Here is a 16,099-nt window from a genome sequence, read left to right as displayed (position 1 = left end):
GCTCAACGACCGGCCACGGGTATTGTCAGCAATTGCAAGCGCTGGGCAATGGCGGCCGCCGGTGCGTCGGGACGGATCTTGCTCCAGCGCTTGTTGGCCACATCACCGACAATCAGCTGCGTCGAATGCTGCTCGGGGGTCGGCACAATCTGGCCGATGCGCCCCAGTACAAGATCCATTTGCGCCTTGTCGCCGGTGAGAAAAAGCCAGTGGGGGCCATCGACGCCATGCTTCAAGGTGTACGCCTTGAGTACCGCCGGAGTATCGCGCAGCGGATCACTGGTAAGGGAGATAAAGGTGATGCCATCAGCCTTGTCGCCCAGCACCTCACGGACTTCCTTGAGTTTGCGGGTGATCAGCGGGCAGGCATCGTTGCAACTGGTGAAAATCACGTTCAGCAGCACCACGCGGTTTTGCAGCGCGTCACTGTAGAAACGCAGCGTGTTACCGTTCTGGTCCTGCAACGGTGTGTCGGTGAACCAGGTTTTCGCATCCCGCGTGCCACTGGCTGGTTGCGCGCCGGCCACCGTCGGTAACGGCTCCTGATGTTCCTCGTGGGAAAACGCGATAAGGCTGATCACGCAAAAAGACATCGTCAGGAAGATCAGTACGAGGGCTTTCATGGCTGGGGTTCCATGGCAATGGCGGTGTGTTTGGCGTGAACGTTGCGCTGGCTGTGAAGTTTCTCGACCTGGCGAATCAGCACGGCCGGGTCGGTGAAACCGTAATAGCGCGTCCAGTGACGGCTGTTGCCGTCTCCCACCAGAATCAGCGGCTGATGGCTTTTGAAGTCACCGCTGAAAGAGCCGAGGCCCTTGAGGGTTTCGTTGATCGACTGCGAGCTGCCAGTCAGCCAGCTCCAGCCCAGCCCCTTCTGGAAGCTGCGGGCATAGTCGTTGAGACGCTTGGCGTCATCGCGCTGCGGGTCGATGCTGATGGACACCAGTTGCACTTCGTCGCCGACCCGAGCGCCGAGCTGTTTCTGCACCTTGCCCATGATCGAGGACACCACCGGGCACACCGTGGTGCAACTGGTGTAGATAAAACTCATGACCACGATCTTGTCGGTGACCAGATCCTTCTCCAGCCGCACCGGTTTGCCGTTCTGGTCCACCAGCGCGACGTCGGCGAATTTGACCTGGGCGCTCTGCGAACTGGCGCTTCTGGCCGGCATGTCGTGCCCGGCGTGTTCATCCGCCGAGTGCGCCAGGGCCTGGCCGATGCCGGCGGCCAATAGACAGAACATCAGCAGTCCACGGTGTGCGAATCGGTTCATGTCGGTTTCCTCTTCAGTGGGCATCGCCGGGCAACACCCGAACGCTGGCAAAGGTTTTGTCATCGAAACGGGTGCCAAGGGACGCCGCGCGAACATGCAGATACCAGGCGCCATTCTGGTCGAGGGTCACCGGGGCTTCGTAGATGCCGTTGCCCACGTCAAGGGCGGCCACTTGCCGGGCCTGGGAAGTCGGGGCGCGGAAGTAGCGCACCTGAACGTCCTTGACCCCGCTGCGCTGTGCCTTCTGCTGGCCCTGGACGATGCGAAACCGCACGGTGTAAGGGCTGCCGAGGGCCGCGGTGGACTTGTCGAGCATGAACTCGACTTTTGGCACGCCAGGAAGTTTTGCGCGGTTCTTGTCCGGTTCAACCAGCGCCGTGAAGCAATGGATGATGTTCGGTTGGTTGAGCAAAAAAGCCACGTCGAAACGCCCGGCCGCTGGCAGCTTGATCCGCGAACTGTAGAGCCCGGGCTCGACCTCGCGCAGGCTGCGGTCGATGACCATGGCGGCCCGCGCCACCTGCCCGCGATTGGGGTAGCCGGACATCGGTGCGTTCATGCCTTCGGCGTAGAAGTAGGTGGTGTTGTCCACCGGGTTGACCACGAACACCGCGTTGTCGTCCCGCGACACCGTCAGGCTTGAGGCCAGCGGCAAATCACCGGCCAGCCGTGGCGCCTGAGGCCCGGCTTCGAAGCCCTGGCTGATCGGTGTGCGCCCGGCCCCCAATGACGAGAGGTTGATCATGGTGACCTTGGCCGAGGCCAGTCCACGGATGTAGGCGTAGGCCTTGGTGAACACCACTTGGTAGGGTTCGGCGGACACGTCCAGTTCGTGGATCATCGAATCGGTGGCCGCGTCGATCACCGCGATCTGGTTTTCCAGGGTGTTGAGCACGATGCCGAAACGCCCGTCCGCGCTGAACCCCATCGGGCCCAGGCCCTGTTTCATCTTGATCACCCGCCGAATCGCGAGGCTGGCGGTATCGACCACGGTCACGGTACCGTCCTTGCCGTCGGCGACATACACCGCCTGGGACAGCGGCGAGTACGCCACCGACAGCGGGTGCGAACCGGTCTTGAGTTGCTTGCTTATCGTCAGGCTGGCGATATCGATGATGCTCAAGGTACCGTCGTCACGGTTGCTGACGAAGGCAAAACGGCCGTCTTTGCTGAAGGCGATTTCATGGTGCCCGGCGCCGGTGGCCAAATATTTGAGTGGCTTGAGGCTAAGGGCGTCGATCACCGTGACCCCGGACTGCCCGGCCGTTTTCGCATTGTTACCGACCCAAAGCAGGCGCTCGTCCGGTTGCAGGGCTACGCGGACCGGGTTGCTGCCCGCGGCGACCGACTCAACCAGTTTGAATTGCTCGCTGTCGATCACCGCGACTTCACCGGCGGTCGGCATGGAGACGAACACCCGTTTGTTGTCCTTGGGCGTGACCCAGTCCATGGGGGGTTGCTTAATGTCGATCCGCGCCATGGTGCTGGTGATGCCGCCCACCGATACCGACGGGTCGACCACCGAGACACTGGCGTCGCGGTTCATCACCAGCAGGAAGTAGCTGTTCAGATCGAGCATTGGGCGTGCGCCGATGCTCGATTTCAGGAAGACCCCGACCCGGGATTTGCAGCTTTGCTCACGGCCCTGGGCTTTGTCGGCGGCAACGGTTTCCGGGTCCAGCCAGGCGCCGGGATTGACGCCCGACAACGGCTGGCCCGAGGCGCTGTCGCTGACGCGGAACTGCACGTCGGCAAACTCGCCTTCACGCAACACGCCGTCCTCAGCCAATGACTTGACCTCAAGCGCCACCGAAATCCCGTCGCGGGAGAGGTTCTGACTGCTCCAGGTGTCCGGCAGTGCGGCCTGGCTCAGCAGGTTGGGCGGCGCGGTGCGCCAAACGCCGAAGCTGATCAGCGCCGCCCCGACAGCCAGCACACAAACGGCGATTTTTGTAGTCCTGTTCATGAACCTCTCCCCTTACAGATCTTTGCCTGCCTACTTCTGGCCCTGATGGAGCCGGTATCGGTCCCATAGGGATGGGGTGGTGTCAGCCACCGCCCCATCCCTGGCTTTACGGTGCCGGTTCAGGTTCAGGTTCGTTGGTCACCCGCAGCAATCCCCAAAGTCCGGCGGTATTGCCGTAGGCGCCGTAGTCGCGGAACAGGTAGTCCCCCGGTATCGCATTGCTGCCCCCGGCGCTCGGATGCATGAAGCTGAAGTGCGCCGCCGGCAGGATGCTTTCACGAGCGCCGATGTACATCGACATCGGGTTGTAGCCGAACCGCACCGCCCCCACCCCAGGTGTCATCATCGGATAGCCACCGGAGTCGCTCTTCTCTGACTGGAACGGGTTGACCGACCAGACGTGACCGTCCAGTTGGAAGGTCGTGCCGCGACTGCCACCGGTCGGCATCAGGATGTGGGTGCGGAACGGTTGCCCCGGTTTCACATACAGCACCGGTGTCTGAGGATCGCCCCCGATCAGCGCATTGCTGTACGCCATATGCGCGTTAGGCACGTCACCGTAACCGGCGCCATCGGCGTGCCCGAACGGCGCATCCGGCGCCAGGCCGAAGCGGTACCACAGTGGCTCGGTCTTGTAGTTGATGGCCATGCTCGAGTTGTCCTGTGGATCCGTCGGCACCCCAAGACCTTCCGCCGCAATGCCTTCCACCGGCCTGCCGTTGGCCCAGCGGATGTTCAAGGCTTTCTGCCAGACCATCGCAAAGTCGCGGTAGGTGGTTTGCCCCGGCGCCGTGACGGTCGCCGTCACTTTGCGAACGTCGTCGACCCAGGTGGCGCCGATCGGCAGGATGCTCATTGCACCCCCCAGGCCTTTTTGCGGCTGTTTGATGACGTCCGCCGGAGTGAAATTCAACCCGCCGAACTCCACCGCCGTAGCGTTGATGTTGTCGACTCTGCGGCCCAGTTGCGAGATCGGCTTGCCTTCACGCTCCAGGTGCCCGGCGTAGTACTGATAAGTACGGGTCGGGTACGCGCCGCTGTTGCCGATGCGCGGTGGCACGGTCTGGATCGGGTTGGCGCCGACATTGGTGCCATCGGATTTGGTGATGTCATACGCCAGCAGTTGTGCATGCAGGCCAACGTGGCTGGACGGGCGCAGCAGGTTGTTGGTGAAGATGGTCGAGCCCATGCCATCGTTACGATCACGCTTGACGATGCCTTGCATCACCGCGGTCTGGGTCAGGTCCGGCATGACGACCGGCAGACGGTTTTCCAGGGTGATTTTGATGCAATCACCGGCCGCTGCGCGCAGCACCAACGGTTCGACAGGCACACCGGGTTTGAGCTTGCCGGTGACCGCATCAAGGTCGGATTTACGCACGTACAGGATCGCCGTCGGGTCATGCAACGGTCCGCTCTGCCCGCCGATGGTGAAGGTCTCGCCATCTTCAGGATCAGTCACGGAGACCTGCGCAATGCTCACCGCCCGCGAGTTGTACACCAGGGTGCCGCCCGCCGGTTTCAACGGCCCGCCGACGTGTTGCCCAAGCCCGGCCGGATCAGCCATGGACAGATTCAACGGATTGCCAAGGATGTCGTTGGCCAGCGCCGCAACCACTTCATAGTTGCGTTGCACGGTCGGCCGGGTGCCGATGCCGTTCGGGTTGGCGCCGTACCGTGGGCAGATGCCATCGAACGCCACCGTGTTGCGCATACCGGTCGGTTTCGGGTTGTTTGGCAATGCGAACAGATCGCTGCGCTGGGTCGTGTAGTTGCGCATCACGCCCCAGATACCGTTCCAGTAACCTTCAATCGAAGCGTCCATCGAGTACAGGTAATCCCCCGTGGTCGCCGCCGAACTGGAGAGCATCGAGACAGGCGCATTGAAGCCCATCTGTTCGGAGATACCGACCATCTGCGACGAGCGCCAGCCGGAGTTGGAGCTGTTGCCGAAGCCGGAACCGCTTTGCAGCCATTTCACGCCGTGCAGAGTTACGTTGTGCTCTTCTTCGTGACCACCGGCATGCACCCGTAGCCGCACGTTGTCACCGGTGTAGGTGCGCAACATCGGGGTGAACGGGTCACCCGGTTCTGCGCCACCACGGTTGATATGCGGTGGGAACAGCGTGGTGCCGCCAGTTGGGCCAGTGGCCGCGGTGACCAGGTTAGGTGCCAGGTTCATCGCCGGGATAGCACGGTCGGTACGGCTTTGCATGGCATACGCCAGGTCGCCGCCGAGGCCGTCGGCCTGCATGCCGCGCTTGCCGTCCGGGCCGACCTTGTTCGGGTCGTACACCCGCAGGGCCAGCGGTTCGTTGCGGTAATTGACCACGAACATGCCGGGGTCATCGACCGAAATAGCTTGCGGGCACGGCCGGCTTGGGCAGCCCGAAACCAGTCCGCCCTGCACTTCGACGATGCCGTCCAGCAAGTTGCTGGCGTTATTGCGCACCGGAGGGTTGATTGCATAGCGGAAGCTGTCCGCCGTGGCCGGGAAGGCTTGCGGATCAGGTACGCCGTTCGGGCCAGCGCCCACATACACACCGGCTTCATAGGCATGCTGGAAGTCGCTGTACTCGAGGAAGAACTCACGGAAGCTGTCGTTCTTGCCGTCGCCGTCCAGGTCACCGCTAGACACCACCGCTTGCCACGAAGTCGGCCCGCCGTCCTGCCGCGCGCCGCTGTACAACGGCTCGCCGGTTTCAGCGTGAAACCAGGTGGAGCCGGCCGGTTCAGCCAGCACGGTGGCGTACAGGCCAATCTGTTGGTGAGTCGATGGGCCGAGATGGTCGTGGGTGAAGATGGTCCCCAGGCCACGGTCGACACCTTTGGCATTGACCACCGGATCGGCAAACCAGCGCTGCATCGCCGTGCGCGCGCCGACCCAGTCCGCCCGGCCAAATTGACCGAAGTACGGGTGACTCTTGGCTTTCGGGCAGTCCGGCGTGCCGTCGCGTGGGTCGGAGCTTTCACACTGGTTGAATTCGCGAATGGCATGGATGCGTTCTTGCACCGCCCCAGGGGAAAGCACGCCGTCTTCGTAGTTCCAGCCGTTGGCCGAACCGTCGGCCGCCGTCAGGTCCCATTTGGGCAGGTGAATGTGCTGGCCGATCACATCGGTTGGCGTGCGCACCTGATAGTCGTCCATCTCATAGGTGGCCGGTACCAGGTTGGTTTGCTGGTACTGCACGCAATCGAAGGTGTTCATACGCATCACCAAAGGCTCTGGTGGGCGCTGCTTGGTGATCACCGGCCAGGCGTCTTCCCACAGCGCCAGAATGCGCGCTTGCGGGAAGTGGTAGCCGACCTTGTTGTACACCGCGTCGAACTGGATATTCGCCGCTTTGTAGACCCGTGGACGGTCGGCGGTGAAGGTCGATGAACCGGTGAAGGACATGCCGTCGATCCGTTCGCCACTGGCAAACTCGCCGGTACCAGCACTGCTGGTCAGGCGTTTTTGCCGATCATCCATACACGGTTCGTAGTACGGTGCGCCGGCAATCGGCAAGGCGCCGTTGGTGCGAAAATTGCTCGCCACGATTTGATTCCCGGGCAATACAGCAAAGCTGGGGTAGTCCTTTTTCGCGTGGAAGGCCATGGCCGCTTGTTCGACTTCGGTGCCCTCTTCCGGCAGGTAGATCGGTTTGGCGCGGGTCACTTCCTTGGAGAAATCCAGCGACGTGGTCACGGTATGCGCCACCCCTCCGGCGGAGAAACCGTCCAGGGAATGACGCCCCAGACCACCGTCCCAACCACCGGACTGCGCCGGGTCGAGGTTGGCCCACAAAGCGTTGCCGCTGGACTTCAAGGACTGAGCCTTGGCCGCGTCTAGCATGTCCAGTGGTGGAGTCGGTGGACGTTGGCCGACCGAGGTTTCCATGCCACCGATCCAGAACGGATAGCCAGGGTTTTTCAGACTGCCGTCAGCATTGCGGTTGGCTTCGCTGCGATCCACCAGGGCCAGGGAACCGATCGCTTGGGCGCCGCCGCCGCCCCCGTGGTGTTCGCCATCGTCATCGTCATCTTCCTCATCATCGTCGTCATTACCGGCGACCAGGGTCTGGCCAATTTTCGGCACCACCACGACCTTGCCTGGCATGGGCGCCATGGCTTTGCCCGGCAGCGGCACCACCGCAGGAATCGGTGTGCCGGCGATGATTTCGCCATCAGGCAAGGCTCGGGCACCCGCTGCGGGTTTGCCGCTGCGCAACGCATAGGGTTCGCTGTGGAATCCGTCAGGGCCTTGTTGGGAGACTTCGAGTCTGGTGCCTTCTTCAAACACATCGTGAACCCGCCACATGCTCCACATGCCTTGGGCAAAGTGCGGGTAGAAGTGGCAATGGTAGATCGCATCACCCGCTACGCGGTTACGGTTGCCCGACCCACCGTTAGCGATTTCATAGGTGTAGCCGGCGCCCGGGCCGATGCCTTGGGCATCCACATAGTCAGAGTTGTCGTCGTTGGGGTTGAACAACCACTGATGGCCGTGCAGGTGGAAGATATGCTGTTCGTGACCGTTGTGGGTGTTGCGGAATTTGACGAAGTCGCCGATGTAGCTGTGGTTGACGTTGGCCGGCTCGGAGGGATACAGCGCCATGGTCGCCTTGACGCCAATCTGATCGGCACGTGGCACCTGTCCTGGAAGAATCCCTTCCAGACCGGCGTTGGCCGGTACGTCCACCAGCATCGCCACGTCGCCGACGGTGTGCGAACTGAGGAAAAATTCTTCATAGGCGCAGGACAGGCAATCGTGCATCGGCCCAACACCTAAACGGTTGGCCACTACCTCGGCGCCCATGCCGCCGGAGCCATAGTTGATCATGAACGAGTCACGGGTCGGTTCCAGCACGTGGGCCATCACCGGGTCAGACCAATAAGCGGGGAATGCCTGGGTCGCGGCGGTTTCATCCTGGAACTGCGAGGCGAAATCGCGGAACGGTTCCAGCCGATTCGGAATAGCCGGATTGCGTTTGCCGACGGCTTCCAGCGGATAGGTCGACGGCGGGAAGCTGCCGTCGGCGTTGCTGCCCATCACAATCGCGTCGCTTTCGCTGGAAATGATTTCATTGCCGTCGACCATGCTGATGATCGGTGAACCGGCCTTTCCTTCACGGATCCAGGGCTCACGTTGTGGGTAGCGCGCCTGGTAATCGACGATCGGTTGACCGGCCGGCGTGCGGCCGGTGCTGGCCAGGCGCATCTCTTCTTCGGTCACGGTGTTGCGGTAGCTGCGCCCGCCCTTGGGCACCACGACGACCTGGCCGAACAGGCCATTGGCAACGTTGCCGGCATCGCCTTCGCCGCCGAAGGTCGCGCCGCGGCTGCTGGCGGCGAACGCCCCTTCGCGCTCGGCGAATAAAGTGTAGGAACGGGTTGCGCCAGGGGCAACCAACGAATTGCCGTTGCGCCCGGTGTACGAGGCGATATCGTCGATGCTGTCGACCGCTTGCAGGCCGTTGACCTGGAAACCGACATGGCGATCGGCGACCTGCTCATCGACCTTGAACTGATCGACGTTACCGATTTCGACCTCACCCTCAATCTCACCCTCCTCCCCGTTTTCGTGGCTTCCGGGGTTGGCCTGGTACGCCAGCAGATTCTGCAGGTTGATGGTCAGGCAGTCACCGGCCGCCACGCGCAACACCAAGGGCCGCGGACGCTTGTCGGGCCGCAGCGAGACTTTGCCTGGCACTGCAGCGCCGCCATGGGCCAGGGATACATTGTGGTCGTCGACCACATCGCGGCGCAGGGCGAACATCATGCCATTGACGTTTTGCGCGCCGAGGCGGTTGAACATCAGCGGCTGATCCAGCGCCACGACGTTCGCCACCAGGTTGCGCTCGCAACGCAGTGCCGCCTCGGCCAACCCGATGCCGGACATCGAGACCACCAGAAGCGCAAATTTAAACAAGGACGAAGCGTAGGGTATGCCGGTCATGATCACGGGCCTCGCTGTGGGTAGTCACAAGGGAATAGTTCTCGATAAATCCCTTGGAGCAATCCGCATGCCATAAAAAATTTACTTAATTTTCAGCCACTTGAAGCAGAGAATTAATACCGCGGGGGGATATCCCCCACTTATTCCCCACTTTTCGGTCCAGTCCTCGCTGCCCCACTATTGGGGGGACATGACCCACACTCGCCAATCACAGCGGTGCATCCACGGCAATGCCTTGCAAGCGGCGGTATTGGCGCAAGACGCTGGGCACATAACGCTGGGTTTCAGCAAATGGCGGGATCACCCCGCCGCGGCTCAGCACCGCTTGTGGCCCGGCGTTGTAGGCCGCCACGGCGAGGGTGATGTCGTTATCAAACAGGGTCAGCAGGCGCTTGAGGTATTTGGCGCCGCCCTGGATGTTGGCTTTCGGGTCATAGACATTTTTCACCCCCATCTCCCGCGCCGTATCGGGCATCAGTTGCATCAGCCCACCGGCGCCTTTGGGGGACGTCGCATCCGAGTTGTAGCTGGACTCTTCGCGGATGACGGCGTGCAGCAACGCCGCCGGCAATTCATGGGCGGTGGCGGCCGCTGACACCAGCTCTGCATAAGGTTGTCTGGCGATCATCTGGGGTTGCTGATCAAGGTCGACCAGCGAGGATTGGGGTTCATGAATGATCCGTTCATAGGTGCGGCCGGGACGGTGAACATTGGACAGTACATAGCTGCCCTTGGCGTCCACGGAAACGAAGACATCGGCCTGTGCGACGCTCGTCAGCAGCACGCAACCGAGCATTCCTGTGGTGAGTGTTTTCATTTTTTTTGCTCCCCTGCCCGGGCCCGAAAAGTGGGGGTAATGCCCCAATGGCCGGTAGTAAACAAGTCATAGGCAAGCACTGTGCCGAAAGCGCAAAGGCCCGTAATACAGGGGGTTAACAGGGATTTCCAGGGGTGAGCATGGCAATTGCATACGCCGTCATGGCGACCCTTCTTGCGACCATGTGAGGTCATCATGAATCAGCGTTTGCGTTCCGCCCCGTGCACTCAAAGCGGGTTCACCCTGCTCGAACTATTGGTGGTGCTGGTGGTGCTGGGGCTGTTGGCCGGCATCGTCGCTCCGAAGTATTTCGCCCAACTGGGCCGCTCCGAAGTGAAGGTGGCCAAGGCGCAAATCGAAGGTTTGGGCAAGGCGCTCGACCTGTACCGTCTGGAGGTCGGTCATTACCCGTCGACCGAACAGGGTTTGCAGGCGCTGGTCACTGCGCCAAGCGATGAAACCAAATGGACCGGGCCTTACTTGCAGAAAAAGCTGCCGCAGGACCCGTGGGGCCGTAACTACAACTACCGCTACCCCGGCGAAAACGGCGAATACGATCTGCTGTCCATGGGCAAAGACGGTCAACCCGGCGGCGAAGGCGAAAACGCCGAAGTCACCAGTTGGCAATGACGAGGGTGGCGACCATGCGCTTTCATCTCAAGGCAGTGGGCAAGGCCGGCGTGGTCTCGATGACCGTCGAAGCGCCGGGCCACAGTGAAGCCCGGCATATCGTCGAAGACCAGGGTTTGCGAGTGGTCAGCCTGCACGTTGAGCGACACTGGCGCGCGTTGCGCCTTCGACAACGCGAGACATTCAACCTGGTGTTGTTCAGCCAGGAATTGACCACCTTGCTCAATGCCGGCTTGCCGTTGATCGATGCGCTGGAAAGCCTGGCAGAAAAAGAGAACGCGCCGCAGGCACGTAAAACCCTGAGTGAACTGGTGCGCCTGCTCTACGAAGGCAAATCGTTCTCCCAGGCATTGGCCCAGTTGTCAGCGGTGTTTCCCCCACTCTACGTGGCGTTGGTGCAGTCCAGTGAGAAGACTGGCGCCGTGGGCGATGCCCTGGGCCGCTATGTCAGCTATCGACAGCGCATGGACGAGGTCCGGCAAAAGATCGTCAGCGCTTCGATCTACCCCCTGCTATTGCTGGTGGTGGGCGGTGGCGTGGTGCTGTTCTTGATGGGTTACGTGGTGCCGCGCTTCAGCCTGGTGTTCGAAGGGCTGGGGTCGAATCTGCCGTGGTTGTCGCGAGTGCTAATGAGCTGTGGGATGTTCCTGCACGCCCACCAGGGTGAATTCTTCGGCGCATTGGCGGCAATCATCGTCGCCCTCGTCTTACTTCAGCGACAACCGGCCTTTCGTCGGGGCGTTGACCGTGTGATCGAAAAACTCCCGGCGGTTCATCAACGCATCTTCATGTACGAACTGGCCCGTTTCTATCGTTCACTGGGGATTCTGCTGCAAGGCGGTATCCCCCTCGTAACCGCCATGGGTATGGTCCGCAACTTGCTCACCCCCGCCTCCCGCATGCGCCTGGACCAGGCCTGCGAACGGGTGCGCGAGGGGCAATCGCTGTCGGCCGCGCTGGAACTCAATCACTTGGTGACCCCGGTGTCCCTGCGTTTGCTACGCGCCGGCGAACAGTCAGGCAACCTCGGACAAATGATGGAACGCAGCGCCGACTTCTACGACGAGGAGATCAGCCGCTGGATCGAATGGTTCGTGCGTTTGTTCGAACCGCTGTTGATGACCTTTATCGGGCTGTTGATCGGGGTGATCGTGATCCTGATGTACATCCCGATTTTCGAGCTGGCCTCGAGCATTCACTGACCCGTTGGAACAGTGTCGCGCGGTCGATAGCCTCCTGCGATGTTTCGGGACGGCGTCCTCTACCACGGCGGGATGGTGCTCTATCGCAAGTGACAGAGAAACGCGGCTCGTTTTGGCCGGGTGTTTCTCGTCTCGCCAGCTTAAGAATGCATAAAACCGGTATCGGGCGGCGTCTGGTCGTCCGTTTCACCGTCAGCGTTGCGCCACCCGCTAAGCACGGAACGCATCAACCTTGAGTCCATACCGACTCATCTTGTTGTACAACCCACCACGCGACACATTCAGCCGTTGAGCAGCCAGGCGGATGTTTCCGCGCGTGTCTGTGAGCGCGGCAATGATTGCATTCATTTCATGGGTGCCAAGGTCCGGAGCCGTCCGAGGCTCAGGGGCGCTTCCCCACGTCGATGGTCGCCCTCGCTGCCTGATTTCCAGCGCAAGATCGCTCGGCTCGATCAGTTCGCTCATCGCCAGGTTGGTCGCCCGCTCAATGACATTTTCCAGCTCGCGGACATTGCCTGGCCAGTGATAGGCGCCAAGCATATCCAGCGCTCCTGGCGAAAGGTCCTGCATCGTCTTGCGGAGCGACCGGGCACAGCGCGCGAGAAAATGCCGCGCCAGCAACGGCACATCGTCGCGGCGCATCCGCAGCGGCGGCACGGTCAGGTTCAGTACGTTGAGCCGGTAATAAAGGTCCTCACGAAAGGCGCCCTCGGCCACCGCCTGGCTCAGGTTGCGGTGAGTGGCGGCGATGATACGAACGTTGACCCGCAGCGATTTTTTCGCCCCCACTCGTGTAACCTCGCCTTCCTGCAGGACGCGCAGCAAGCTGACCTGTGCATCAAAGGACATGTCACCGATTTCGTCGAGGAAGATCGTCCCGCCATCGGCCAATTCGAACTTGCCTGCCGAGCCACCGCGAGCCGATCCGGTGAAAGCGCCTTCGACATGACCGAACAGTTCGCTCTGCACCAGGTCACGGGGAATCGCCCCACAATTGACCGCCACGAAAGGACCGCCACAACGGTCGCTGGCATTATGGATGGCCTGAGCGAACAGTTCCTTGCCAGTGCCGCTCTCACCGAGGATCAGCGTGGTCGAGTCACTACGGCTGGCAATCCGGGCCAGGTGCAGTGCATCCTGAATCGCCTGTGAACGGCCCAGGATGGTTTCGAAAGTGTAGCTGGCCTGGGTGCCAATGATCCGCCGGGTGATTTCCCGGATGCGGCGGTTTTCGCGCAACGAAACGATCCGCCCGCCTTGCTCCAGCGGGCAGACCGACACCAGGCATGCCAGATGGCTGCGGTCGTGCAGTTCAAAGGTGCAATCCAGATCCCGCACCCCTTCCCCGCCCCCAAACAAAACTGCATCGCTCAATTCGCTCTGCCCCAGGCTCTTGAACGGACTGCCGAGCAGGTCACGGCCCACGCGGAACAACTGCCGGGCGTAATGGTTGAGCGCCTTGATGCAGCCCTGCTCATCCAAGACCACCAAGCCTTCGTTGAGCACCTCGAGAACTGTTTGTTGTTCTTCCAGCAAGGCTTGCAGCGCCATCTGCCTCGAGACCGCCTCGGCCGCGGCCTGGACGGTGCCCAACGTATGGAAATGAAACCAGCCCGGTTCTGCCGTCAAGGTCAACATGCCCAGCGTCCGCCCCTGGGTATCCCTGATTGGCGCAGCAGCGCAATGCATGCGGCGCTGGCGCAGGCCAAGCCCGAAGTTCTCCTCGGCCAGCACATACACCAAACGGTCTTCGGTGATCGCCAGCCCGGTGCAATTGGTGCCCTGTACCGATTCCAGCAATCGACTGCCGATGGGGGTGAGGTCCAGGCCACAGAAATACAAGGTCGTGCCTTGGGCATCGGTCAGGTTGATATGGCCCCTGGGGTTATAGGCGAGCAAACCGCGCATGACTTGCGCCGCAGCGGCGATCAGCACCCGGTTGGCTGCCAGTGTCGCGGTCAAGTCGGCAGGCGCGACAAAACGGTACTCACCGTCTTGCGGATCAAGGCCGGCATTGACGCTACGCAACCAGGACGCCCAAATCACCCGCCGGATCCCGGCAGGCCGTTCGATAGCTCCCTGCAAGCACGCTCGCCAGCCCTCATCCAGCGCAGTGCCTGGCCCTTCGTTCAACGACGCGGGGCCAAGCGCGGTGAGGTAGTCGCGGTCTTCGGCGCTCAATGCTGCAGGTTGCTGGTTCATTCTTCGGCCACATGTTCATATTTTCGACATGTCAGTATAGACATGTCATTCAAATGAACATCACTTCAAATGAGTACGAATAAAATCCCTTAAATATCAATTAGTTAATTATTGGCACAGCACTTGCTCCTGCCTGAACAGACGAGGACATTCTTAGCGCCAAGTCGTAAAAACAATAAAGGGAGTCATGTTCATGAGCACATCCAGGATCATCCGCCTTGGCCTCATCGGCGCCGGCCGCATGGGCAGTTTTCACGGCCTGAGCGCCGCCCGGCACATCCCCGGCGCCTGCCTCGCCGCCATCGCCGACCCTACCCCCGGCCAGGCCGCGCGCCTGGCGGCAGAACTGGACGTGCAGAAGGTCTACACCGACCCCCAGCAATTGCTGGATGACCCGGACATCGACGCCGTGCTGATTGCCGCTCCGGCACGCAGCCACACCGAACTGGTGATCAATGCGGCCCGGGCTGGCAAAGGTGTGTTCTGTGAAAAACCGATGGCTATCACCCTGGACGAAGCAGACCGCGCCATCGCTGCCGCTGCCGATGCACGGGTGACGCTGCAAGTGGGCTTCAATCGCCGCTTTGCCAGAAGTTTCCGCACCGCTCATCTGGACGTGGTTGCCGGTCGGATCGGTACGCCACAACTGCTGCGCTCGCTGACCCGCGACCCGGCGCTGAACAACCCGGCCGCATCGCCACAATGGGTAATCTTCCTCGAAACCCTGATTCATGACTTCGACACCCTGCGCTACCTGAATCCGGGCGCCGAGGCGGTTGAAGTTTTTGTGATGGCCGATGCTCTGATCGCACCGGCCTACAAGGACAAAGGATTTCTCGACACGGCGGTGGTCACAATCCGTTTCGACAACGGCGCCATCGCCACAGCCGAGGCGAATTTCCAGGCGGTCTATGGCTACGATGTCCGCGGCGAAGTGTTCGGCAGCGCTGGCATGCTGACCATGGGCAACGTCAACGACTCCGACCTGCTGCGATACCTGGCCAATGGGGTCCAGGCCGACACCCAGCGCATGGACACCGACTTGCTGCGTGATGCCTATGTGGCTGAGCTCAACCACTTTGTCAGTTGCGTGCGCAGTGGCGAAAAACCTCTGGCCAGCGGTGAAGACGCCCGGGCGGCACTGGCCATTGCTCGCGCTTGTATCGAGTCCTTCCAGCAGGGCAAACCGGTGCGCGTACAAGGAGCTCATTCATGAGTTTCACACCGTTCAAACTGGCGATCAGCGCCGAGATGGTCTTTCTCGACCTGCCCTTTACCGAGCGAGTCAAACGCATCCATGCGCTGGGTTTCAGCGTCGAGATATGGAACTGGACCACCAAAGACATCCAGGCCCTTGCCGCGACCGGCGCGGATTTCACCTCCATGACCGGCTATATCTCGGGCAATCTGACCGACCCCGAGGATATCCGGCAACTGCTCGACAGCGCCCAGGAGTCTTTAACCGTCGCAGCCCAGCTGGGTTGCCCGAGCCTGAACCTGCATGGCACCGGCCTGGGTGATCAGGGATTACCGGTCAAACCCGTGGCCCAGACCACCGGCCGCATGTGGTTGAACGCCTGCAAGACGCTGGAAAAAATAGCCCACCTGGGCGAGGACGCGGGCCGGGTATTCCTGCTGGAAAACCTCAACACTGAAGTCGACCACCCGGGCACGCCTTTCGCCCGCGCTGACGACACCCTGGCGCTGATCGAGGCCGTGGGCAGCCCGCATCTGAAGATGAACCTGGACCTCTATCACGCCCAGATCGGCGAAGGAAACCTGATCGAACTGATCCAGCGCGCGGGCAGCGCCATCGGCGAAATCCAGGTCGCCGACGTTCCGGGCCGCATGGAGCCCGGCACCGGTGAAATCCATTATCCTGCCATTGCCAGGGCCTTGTTCGGCATGGGATACAGCGGTGTCGTCGGCCTCGAAGGCTGGGCCAGCGGTGACAGCGAAGTCGCGCTTGAGCGTTTCAGGCAGGCCTTCACGCTTGATGGATGAGGCCGGCATTGGATTCATTAGAACCGGCGGCAAATTTTCATTTCTTGATGACGTTCAACTCATA

General features: G+C 61.4%; 10 protein-coding genes. 4 read left to right on the top strand and 6 right to left on the bottom strand.

Annotated elements, in window-relative coordinates; all coding sequences use genetic code 11:
• Positions 1-2: 2 nt before the first annotated feature.
• The 5 genes from PSH57_RS11860 to PSH57_RS11840 form a co-directional block, all read right to left on the bottom strand.
• Positions 3-623, bottom strand: coding sequence for an SCO family protein (locus PSH57_RS11860; RefSeq protein ID WP_305389663.1), 621 nt, complete (start codon positions 621-623; stop codon positions 3-5).
• Complete coding sequence (locus PSH57_RS11855) at positions 620-1,276, bottom strand: SCO family protein (protein ID WP_305389662.1); 657 nt, start codon at positions 1,274-1,276, stop codon at positions 620-622. Before PSH57_RS11855 ends, PSH57_RS11860 begins: the two co-directional genes overlap by 4 nt.
• Positions 1,277-1,289: 13 nt before the next feature.
• Positions 1,290-3,242: a YncE family protein gene (locus PSH57_RS11850; RefSeq protein WP_305389661.1), complete on the bottom strand. Its 1,953-nt coding sequence runs from the start codon at positions 3,240-3,242 to the stop codon at positions 1,290-1,292.
• Positions 3,243-3,348: 106 nt separating this feature from the next.
• Positions 3,349-9,180 (bottom strand): manganese-oxidizing multicopper oxidase MnxG, encoded by a 5,832-nt coding sequence (gene mnxG / locus PSH57_RS11845; protein ID WP_305416609.1) that lies wholly within the window; start codon positions 9,178-9,180, stop codon positions 3,349-3,351.
• A gap of 208 nt (positions 9,181-9,388) precedes the next feature.
• The gene (locus PSH57_RS11840) at positions 9,389-9,997 is read right to left on the bottom strand and encodes a lytic transglycosylase domain-containing protein (protein WP_305389660.1); all 609 of its coding nucleotides are present in this window, start codon (positions 9,995-9,997) and stop codon (positions 9,389-9,391) included.
• 195 nt (positions 9,998-10,192) lie between these two features.
• Between PSH57_RS11840 and gspG the strand changes: the two genes are divergently transcribed.
• Complete coding sequence (gene gspG / locus PSH57_RS11835; RefSeq protein ID WP_305389659.1) at positions 10,193-10,627, top strand: type II secretion system major pseudopilin GspG; 435 nt, start codon at positions 10,193-10,195, stop codon at positions 10,625-10,627.
• A 14-nt stretch (positions 10,628-10,641) separates the two neighbouring features.
• Positions 10,642-11,829, top strand: a complete 1,188-nt coding sequence (locus PSH57_RS11830) for a type II secretion system F family protein (protein WP_305389658.1) — start codon at positions 10,642-10,644, stop codon at positions 11,827-11,829.
• A gap of 210 nt (positions 11,830-12,039) precedes the next feature.
• Here the strand turns inward: PSH57_RS11830 and PSH57_RS11825 are convergent, their stop codons facing one another.
• On the bottom strand, positions 12,040-14,031 hold the full coding sequence (locus PSH57_RS11825) for a sigma-54 interaction domain-containing protein (RefSeq protein ID WP_305389656.1): 1,992 nt from the start codon (positions 14,029-14,031) through the stop codon (positions 12,040-12,042).
• A 193-nt stretch (positions 14,032-14,224) separates the two neighbouring features.
• Between PSH57_RS11825 and PSH57_RS11820 the strand changes: the two genes are divergently transcribed.
• Positions 14,225-15,247: a Gfo/Idh/MocA family oxidoreductase gene (locus PSH57_RS11820; protein ID WP_305389655.1), complete on the top strand. Its 1,023-nt coding sequence runs from the start codon at positions 14,225-14,227 to the stop codon at positions 15,245-15,247.
• The gene (locus PSH57_RS11815; protein ID WP_305389654.1) at positions 15,244-16,035 is read left to right on the top strand and encodes a TIM barrel protein; all 792 of its coding nucleotides are present in this window, start codon (positions 15,244-15,246) and stop codon (positions 16,033-16,035) included. Before PSH57_RS11820 ends, PSH57_RS11815 begins: the two co-directional genes overlap by 4 nt.
• Positions 16,036-16,099 lie beyond the last annotated feature (64 nt).

Origin of the sequence: Pseudomonas hefeiensis, assembly GCF_030687835.1 — a bacterium.
Classification (GTDB): Bacteria; Pseudomonadota; Gammaproteobacteria; order Pseudomonadales; family Pseudomonadaceae; genus Aquipseudomonas; species Aquipseudomonas hefeiensis.
The sequence above is the reverse complement of the archived record's forward strand: the minus strand, read 5'-3'. Positions and strand labels throughout refer to the sequence as shown.